Annotated in this window: 4 protein-coding genes; 2 read left to right on the top strand and 2 right to left on the bottom strand. The window is 51.2% G+C overall.

Annotated features, from left to right (window positions below; all coding sequences use genetic code 11):
- Nucleotides 1–628 precede the first annotated feature (628 nt).
- Nucleotides 629–988, bottom strand: a complete 360-nt coding sequence (locus H6F86_RS32565; RefSeq protein ID WP_242033717.1) for a tyrosine-type recombinase/integrase — start codon at nt 986–988, stop codon at nt 629–631.
- Nucleotides 989–1710: 722 nt separating this feature from the next.
- Here H6F86_RS32565 and H6F86_RS26760 point away from each other — a divergent pair.
- Nucleotides 1711–4467 (top strand): Ig-like domain-containing protein, encoded by a 2757-nt coding sequence (locus H6F86_RS26760; protein WP_190453041.1) that lies wholly within the window; start codon nt 1711–1713, stop codon nt 4465–4467.
- Nucleotides 4442–5710, top strand: coding sequence for a M15 family metallopeptidase (locus tag H6F86_RS26755; RefSeq protein ID WP_190453038.1), 1269 nt, complete (start codon nt 4442–4444; stop codon nt 5708–5710). The genes H6F86_RS26760 and H6F86_RS26755 overlap by 26 nt, the downstream gene beginning before the upstream one ends.
- Before the next feature lie 390 nt (nt 5711–6100).
- On the opposite strand, the gene H6F86_RS26750 is transcribed toward H6F86_RS26755, so the two are convergent.
- Nucleotides 6101–6307, bottom strand: a complete 207-nt coding sequence (locus tag H6F86_RS26750) for a hypothetical protein (RefSeq protein WP_190453035.1) — start codon at nt 6305–6307, stop codon at nt 6101–6103.
- Between the last annotated feature and the right edge of the window lie 49 nt (nt 6308–6356).

Genomic DNA, 6356 nt, shown 5'->3' with positions numbered 1-6356 from the left:
ATCGGTATGACCCTAGCCACGGTTCTAGCGATCGCCCTTTCGATCCGGTTTGCGCTTCGCTTTCGTCAGACCCACAAAGTCATGCCTGCGGGGTTAATGGCAGCGTTCAGTTTAGTTTGTGCCGTGATCTTTGCGCTCGCACTTGCCTTGTAAAAGGGTCACGGTATTCCCGTCGCTATGGGAGCAACAATAATGCTAAGCCTGAAATCGCCTCTGAGCTTGGTTCATGCTCTTTGGTTTCTCAATGCAAGCAAAGTCAGAAACAGACCCACTCATCACTTGACTTCATCGCTGGCTGAAGCTCGTCCGTTACTTCCGCAGCAGCAGTGCAACGTTAAAAGCGGCTTTCAGCCGTAGGGAAGAACGAGCGCAGCAGGTCTTGTGCGCTCTGCAGTGTGATGTAACTGTTCAAAAGTAGTCCAGTTTCGCAGTATAGGGGGGGTAAGCCCATACCCCAGAAAATTCCATCAACTCGCACGATGGAACATCGTGCCAGAAATGCTTGAAGCGGTCTGAAACCAGTTGGGTATAGCAGGTGGTGTGCTGGATATTGCGATGGTCAAGGTCGTACTGGATCGTCCGCGCATCCTGCCCGTCCGCCGTTAGCCAGCTTATAGCTGGTGGCGTGTCACAGCATATGCGGGTGGATCGGGAACTCTAGACCAGCTTGATGCCCGGCGCGCGCCACGATCTTGCGTATGGCATCAGTGGTCAGTGGTGCTTTGCGCTCGCTGACAAAGACGTAGGCGGTTTCTGGGTAGTCCCGCTGCAAACGGTGCAGCGCATGCAGTTCTGGTCTGCGTAAGAGATGTACCGAAGCGATGCCGTGCTCCAGCTGCGTGACGTGCAACAGCCCTTGCTGCAGATCAACCTGCTCCCAACGCAAGCTGACCAGTGCGGAGACACGCAAACCGTGGCGGTAAGCGACCAGTATCAAAGTGACGTCACGTATGCCATGACGACCGATAAGTGCCGCTGCCGCCATCATCGCCGTAACCGCTGTTTCTGACAGATATTCCCGACTGCAATACGTGGCGTTCGCACGGCGAACGGGAACTTTCCGGTTTTCGATGGTTGGCGGGTGGTCATACTGTGGCCTGTAACCGCATGGTGCTATGAGTCACCATTGCAGCTTCCCGGTTTACAACCATTTCTTAGGTATGTTGAGGCGAAAGTACGAATTTTTTCTAAAACCCTTACAGGATAAAGCTTTTAGCTATCACGTGGCACTTGGATGCAGCTTCGCTACCGTTGCCCCTTCTTCACCTGGAATTTGCAGAAGTCACCCAATCGGGTTCACCCAACTGGATAAGAACAGTATCCTGTTCCGGAGAGCAGATACAACCCGTTGAAGAACTCCAAAGCTAATCGCTTCAGGGATACGTTCAATGCTCTACACAACTGCATTTACACTTTCTAATCGAGCGATTCAATTGGTCTACTGAGACTTTCTGCTCAAGAAATATTAAGTGATACCAATCCCCCAAATGCTGGCTACAGAGTGCTGACTTAATCCTCAGCATTCGGTCCTCAGCACTCTGTAGCCAGCGCCGACCCAAGACTCATCTCACTTATGAGCATTGGGATGATGAGCATTGGGATGACTGAACATCGCCATGGTGCATTTTTTCACCGTGGCGCATGAAGCGCTCGTCAATTTTTGTTCCACTCTTTTAAGGTTTTCGATATATGCAAACTAGCCAGGAACCTATGATTAAACTGCAAGCAGGTGGTGTTGCTCCTGTAATTAGCTATAACGTACCAGAAGCTACTTCTCACAGCGGTCGCAACTTCATCGATTTGCAAATTCCTGACAGTTATTTCATTCCGCCCAAAGCTCCGACTGCCAAGATGAATGCTCTGACAGCCACTTCCCTGCGGGCGGCATCCGTTGCTCCAACCGAAGTAACTGCTGCACAAGTCAAGGCTGAACTGGTGCAACAATTGGCGATGATTCAAGATCCACTCAGCACAGAACTGCAAAATCTTGATCCAGACGAAGTCGTGATGATGGCACAAGCTGGTAAGCAACTGGCGCTTTATCATTCCACAACCGGCAAGGTCAAGTACACCTACGTTGATAAACGACTAGAAACTAAAACTCCTCCGTTTGTACCGGATCAGCATTTACCGGAGTTCATTGACGAGGGAATTGAACAGGAAACAATGGGTGATGGTGTCTCCGGAGAAATGGCTGACAACCGGACACCGATCGCATCAATGCTCCCCCCGCGAGATCGCGATCCGCGTGAACCAGATCCTGAACCAATTGAACAGATTGTGACAGCAACGGTGAACATCACTGCTCCCACCAACAACGAAACGATTTTGGGATCCGCCACGGGTGCACAATTCACTATCTCTGGAACAGCCTCAGCGCGGCGTTACATTGCCGGACGACCCTCTACCAGTGTGAGAATTTCTCAAGTGCTGGTGAAGGTAGGCAATGGGGAGTATCAAACGGCAACACTGAATGGCAGCAGTTGGTCGTTTGCCGCACGGGCTACCAACTCTGGCAGTCTGCCCATCCAAGTGCAAGCGGTGGCGCTGGGTGGCGAATCGGATGTGAAGTCTATCACTGTGAATGTCAGCCTGGAACAGCCCGATCGCATTGCTCCTGTGGTGGCGATCGCCTCTCCCCCAAATGGCACAACTGTTACGGCTCCTACAGGCAGCAACTCCGTGCCCATTAGCATTAGCGGTACAGCCACCGATAACAAAGGGGTGCAGTTGGTTGAGTTAATGGTAGACAACAATAACCAGTATGTGCAGGTTGATCCGAAAGCCGCAGGCAATTGGTCTGCCTGGAGCAAGCAGATCTCTCTGGCTCCTGGTTCCCACACGATTACGGTACGGGCAACCGATGCCGCAGGTAACACTGCCCCCAGTTCCATCAATGTAACCGTGAACGTTGCACCACCTGCTGATCGTACAGGACCCGCGATCGTTATCACCAGTCCGGCAGCAAACGCGAAAATCAATGGTGTGTTTAGTGGAGCGACTGTCACGGTAGAAGGCAGCGCCAGTGATCCTAGCGGCGTAGCCTCTGTGCAGCTTTTTCTCAACGGCAACCCAATTCCTAGCAGTGCTCGTCCTAAAAACGGTAATGATTGGTCAAGCTGGTCAGCGAATTTGCTGATTACCGATTCTGGTTTCTTCACCATCACAGCCAGAGCGACTGATAGTTTAGGCAATGCCAACGATGCGACAGTTGGTGTCAACGTCACTCTGATGCCGGATATTGTGTCTCGCTTGACCCGCCTGATTCTGGTGGAGAGTTATCAGCTGTCGTCTTACCTGGGCAATTATGGTGCAGGCAGAACGATCAAAACCTTCTCGCTGTTGCCCGGTGAAAAGACGCGCATCAGCATCAAAACCTACACCCGTACCGAAGAAAGCGCTAAGAGTGCCGCCAGTATTCTCGATTCTGTCACCGATGAACGAGTGGAAGAATTTGAGACTTTGATGGCGAACGAACACTCCAACCAGAAGAACTACCAAGAAAGCAAAATGTATAAGGTAGGAGCCTCCGCGAAAGCAAGCTGGGGTTGGGGTAGCGCGACTATTAGTGGCGAACTGGGTGGTAACTCGAATAGTGCCAGAGAAGAATTTGCGAAGAACGTTGCCAATGCCACTCGCAAGCAAGCCGATCGTGCTTCTGCCAAACGCGAAATGCAGGTGAACACGGCTTACGAAGTGCGCCAACAGACTGGAGAAGAAACGGCGATCGAGCGAGAAGTGGAAAACATCAACGTCAGCCGCACCCTCAACTTCGTCTTCCGGCAAATGAACCAGGAATTCATTACCCTGCTGCATCTAGTGGATGTACGAGTGGGTTTCTTCCGAGTTGAGCAAATCAACGGCAAGGAAGAAAATGTCTACCAGGAAGTGTCGCTACCGGAACTTGATAGCCTGCTGAAGCAAGTCGTTCTGCTGGAGAAGCGATCGGAGGTGAAAAATGCGATTCTGCGCCAGTTGATGAATGTCTTCGACTACCAGGATCAGCGCCATAGCTTTATAGAAGAGAAAGTTTTCTTGGATGAACGAGGTCAGGAAATTCCTAACTTCCGCTATCTGCGCGCCAAGAAGGACTACGTTTCCACCTATCGCGATCGAGCTACCGATACTGAGATTCAAGTACCGGGAATCATCCTAGCAGCCAACAAGTACGTGCTGCGAACCGAAGGCATGATGGTGGAAGCACTGCTGGGACAAGGCAATGGATTGGACGACTACTCGCAGGGCTTGCAAGATCAAACCGTGCAAGCCAAGATTCTCAGCAACGCGCAATTACAGGCAGAGATCGATCGTCAGCAACTCGCCATGCAAATTATCGCCAGCAAAGACCAGGATGCTGCCAAGTTGTATGACCTGATGTACCGTCCGGCACAACCTGCCGCCCAACCGAAACCCGAACAACCCAAAGCTCAGGAGAAAGATAATGGTCAACTCAGTCACGTCAACTAGGGCGCTGACTGACGGAGTGCTGCGTAATACGTTAAAAGCGGTGCAGCCCTCCGCTACTCCGCCCTCTGCTGTCACACAAGCGATCGCCCTCAATCCGCAGGAAAAAGCTCTAATTCAACAGAAGCTCGATGTGGCGACAGCGACCGAGGCGATCGTGCAAGCCGTTGTGGATGCGCGAGTCGCCAGCAGCCAACCCGTTAATGAAGCAGTCCGTCAGGAAATTACTGATCTGGTTGAGCTGGAACAAGCAGGATATCTGCATCGTGTGACGCAAGAGTTCAAAGGCTTGCCGTCGATCGTCCGGGCAGGATTTGCTCATTCCGCCGACAACTATCGATCAACCCGCGAAACACTGTTCAAAGATGGCTATCAAAATCCAGCCAAAACCATCTTCCAGAAAATCAAGACAGCGAAGTTCTTGGATCATTCCGTTGTTGGTGGACTGCATCAAGAGTTCGTCGATCGCCTAGATGATTTGGAGTCAGAACTGGATAAACAAGCTCCTGGAACGGCAACCAAAGTAGCCGCGATGATCCAACAAGTTGTCGGCTTCGTTCCCCGTTTAACCCGCGATAGTGATGCAGAACTGAGCAATCACGCTTACGGTTTGGCGATCGATATTGATAGCTCCCGCAATCCATACATCGCCAAACAAGCCGTCATCAATGAGCTGAATTGGGTTGTCCGCGACCTCAATTTCGATTTTGGGAAGGCGATCGAACCGTCAATTAGTTGGGGTGATGCGGCGGCAGTTACTCGGCTGCATGAAAAAGTAGCGGCAGCATCAGACAAGTTGAAAGCCTGGTTACAGCAATATCTCGCGCCCTACAATGCCCTCAAGCACCAGATTGAGGAAGCCCAGCAAGCCCTCAAGGAGCTAGACAAGCAACTGAAGCAGGCAAAAGCAGCTCAACAAGCTGCCCAGCCCAATTCTGATGCTCATAAGCAAGCAACCGCCGCGATCGCTCAACTGCAAACCGAGATCAAAACTCAGCAGGAGATTGTTAAAACTGCCGAAACCACGATCAAAGCCGACGAAAATTTTACCCATCTACAAGCACTCGATGCGTTACATGGCAAAGATTTACTGGAATGGTCGCAGTATGGAATTCAATCGATTCCATTGGAGCTGGCGATCGCCATGAACGCTCTCGGTTTCCGCTGGGGACAACAATACAGGGATAAGAAAGATGGTATGCACTTCGAGCTGTTAGCAGAGGAGGTAATCTCGAAAGCAGGATAGGACACTCCTAGAGAAAGGAGCACGCCGCTGTGTTCAAATGGTCCCAGAGTGGGGTAATGGAAGGGTCGCTGCAACAAGGGGCAATTTGGTTCGATCCGGAACCTGAAACGGCGTAAATTCGCTGATTGATAGAAGCAAAAGGTGGGCAAAGTAAAATTAATTTTTGGTGCAAAATAATTGCTCTAAAACGTTTGTAAAAGGGGGTTGAGTAGCATTGAATACTGTGGGCGAAGGTGCCACAGGCAGGACAAGAAGGTGACTAATTCTAAGCTGTCTAATTTTTCCTTCCCGCCCATCTTTGTAATCTCCTTATCGGAGCCGTTTGTCATACATGCGCTAACCACATCGGCTGGTACTCAAACCCTGTGTGCCATCCGATGAGCGCAGCGGTCACTCACTCAAGCCCGCGGCACAGTAACGCTGAGTTTCAAAGCGACAGGCACGCCTGAGCGTACAAAGGTTAGCGCCTTCTGAGATGCCCTCTTCTATGGAGCCGCGAAGAAATTGATTGACTGCTTCCGTAGCAATACGCCACCCCAGCGTAGTTTCTCTAGGACCCATAAAACTTAAAGAGACAAAGCCACAGGACTGAACCATGCCATTTCGTTATCTTCTGGCGCTCAGCGCGCTCTCGTTTGCCTTGCCG

This window comes from Phormidium sp. FACHB-592 (genome assembly GCF_014695795.1).
Lineage (GTDB): Bacteria > Cyanobacteriota > Cyanobacteriia > Leptolyngbyales > Leptolyngbyaceae > Stenomitos.
This window is presented reverse-complemented; position numbering and strand designations above follow the sequence as displayed.